The 286-nt window shown below is 60.5% G+C and carries 1 pseudogene; it reads left to right on the forward strand.

What is annotated here, in order from left to right:
• Window positions 1-17: 17 nt before the first annotated feature.
• A pseudogene (locus tag AAEY83_RS14065) lies at window positions 18-286 on the forward strand (tryptophan--tRNA ligase); the annotation flags it as partial.

The following is a 286-nucleotide window of genomic DNA, read 5'->3' on the forward strand; positions in this document are numbered from 1 at the left end:
GCAGATAGTTCTTCACCATGCCCGAAGCGCTGATCGAAGAAAGTGTGGCCACCTTGCCGGGCCTCGACGGTCGCAAGATGTCGAAGAGCTACGACAACACCATTCCGCTGTTCTCCAGCGCCAAGGAAATGAAGGACGCGATCTCGCGGATCGTCACCGACTCCAAGGCGCCGGGCGAAGCGAAAGATCCCGATAATTCGCACCTGTTCACTCTGTTCCAGGCCTTCGCCACACCGGCGCAGGCCGATGAATTCCGCGGTGAGCTGCTCGGTGGTCTGGGCTGGGG

It is taken from the genome of Psychrobacter sp. TB20-MNA-CIBAN-0197 (assembly GCF_040309765.1).
Lineage (GTDB): Bacteria > Pseudomonadota > Gammaproteobacteria > Pseudomonadales > Moraxellaceae > Psychrobacter > Psychrobacter submarinus.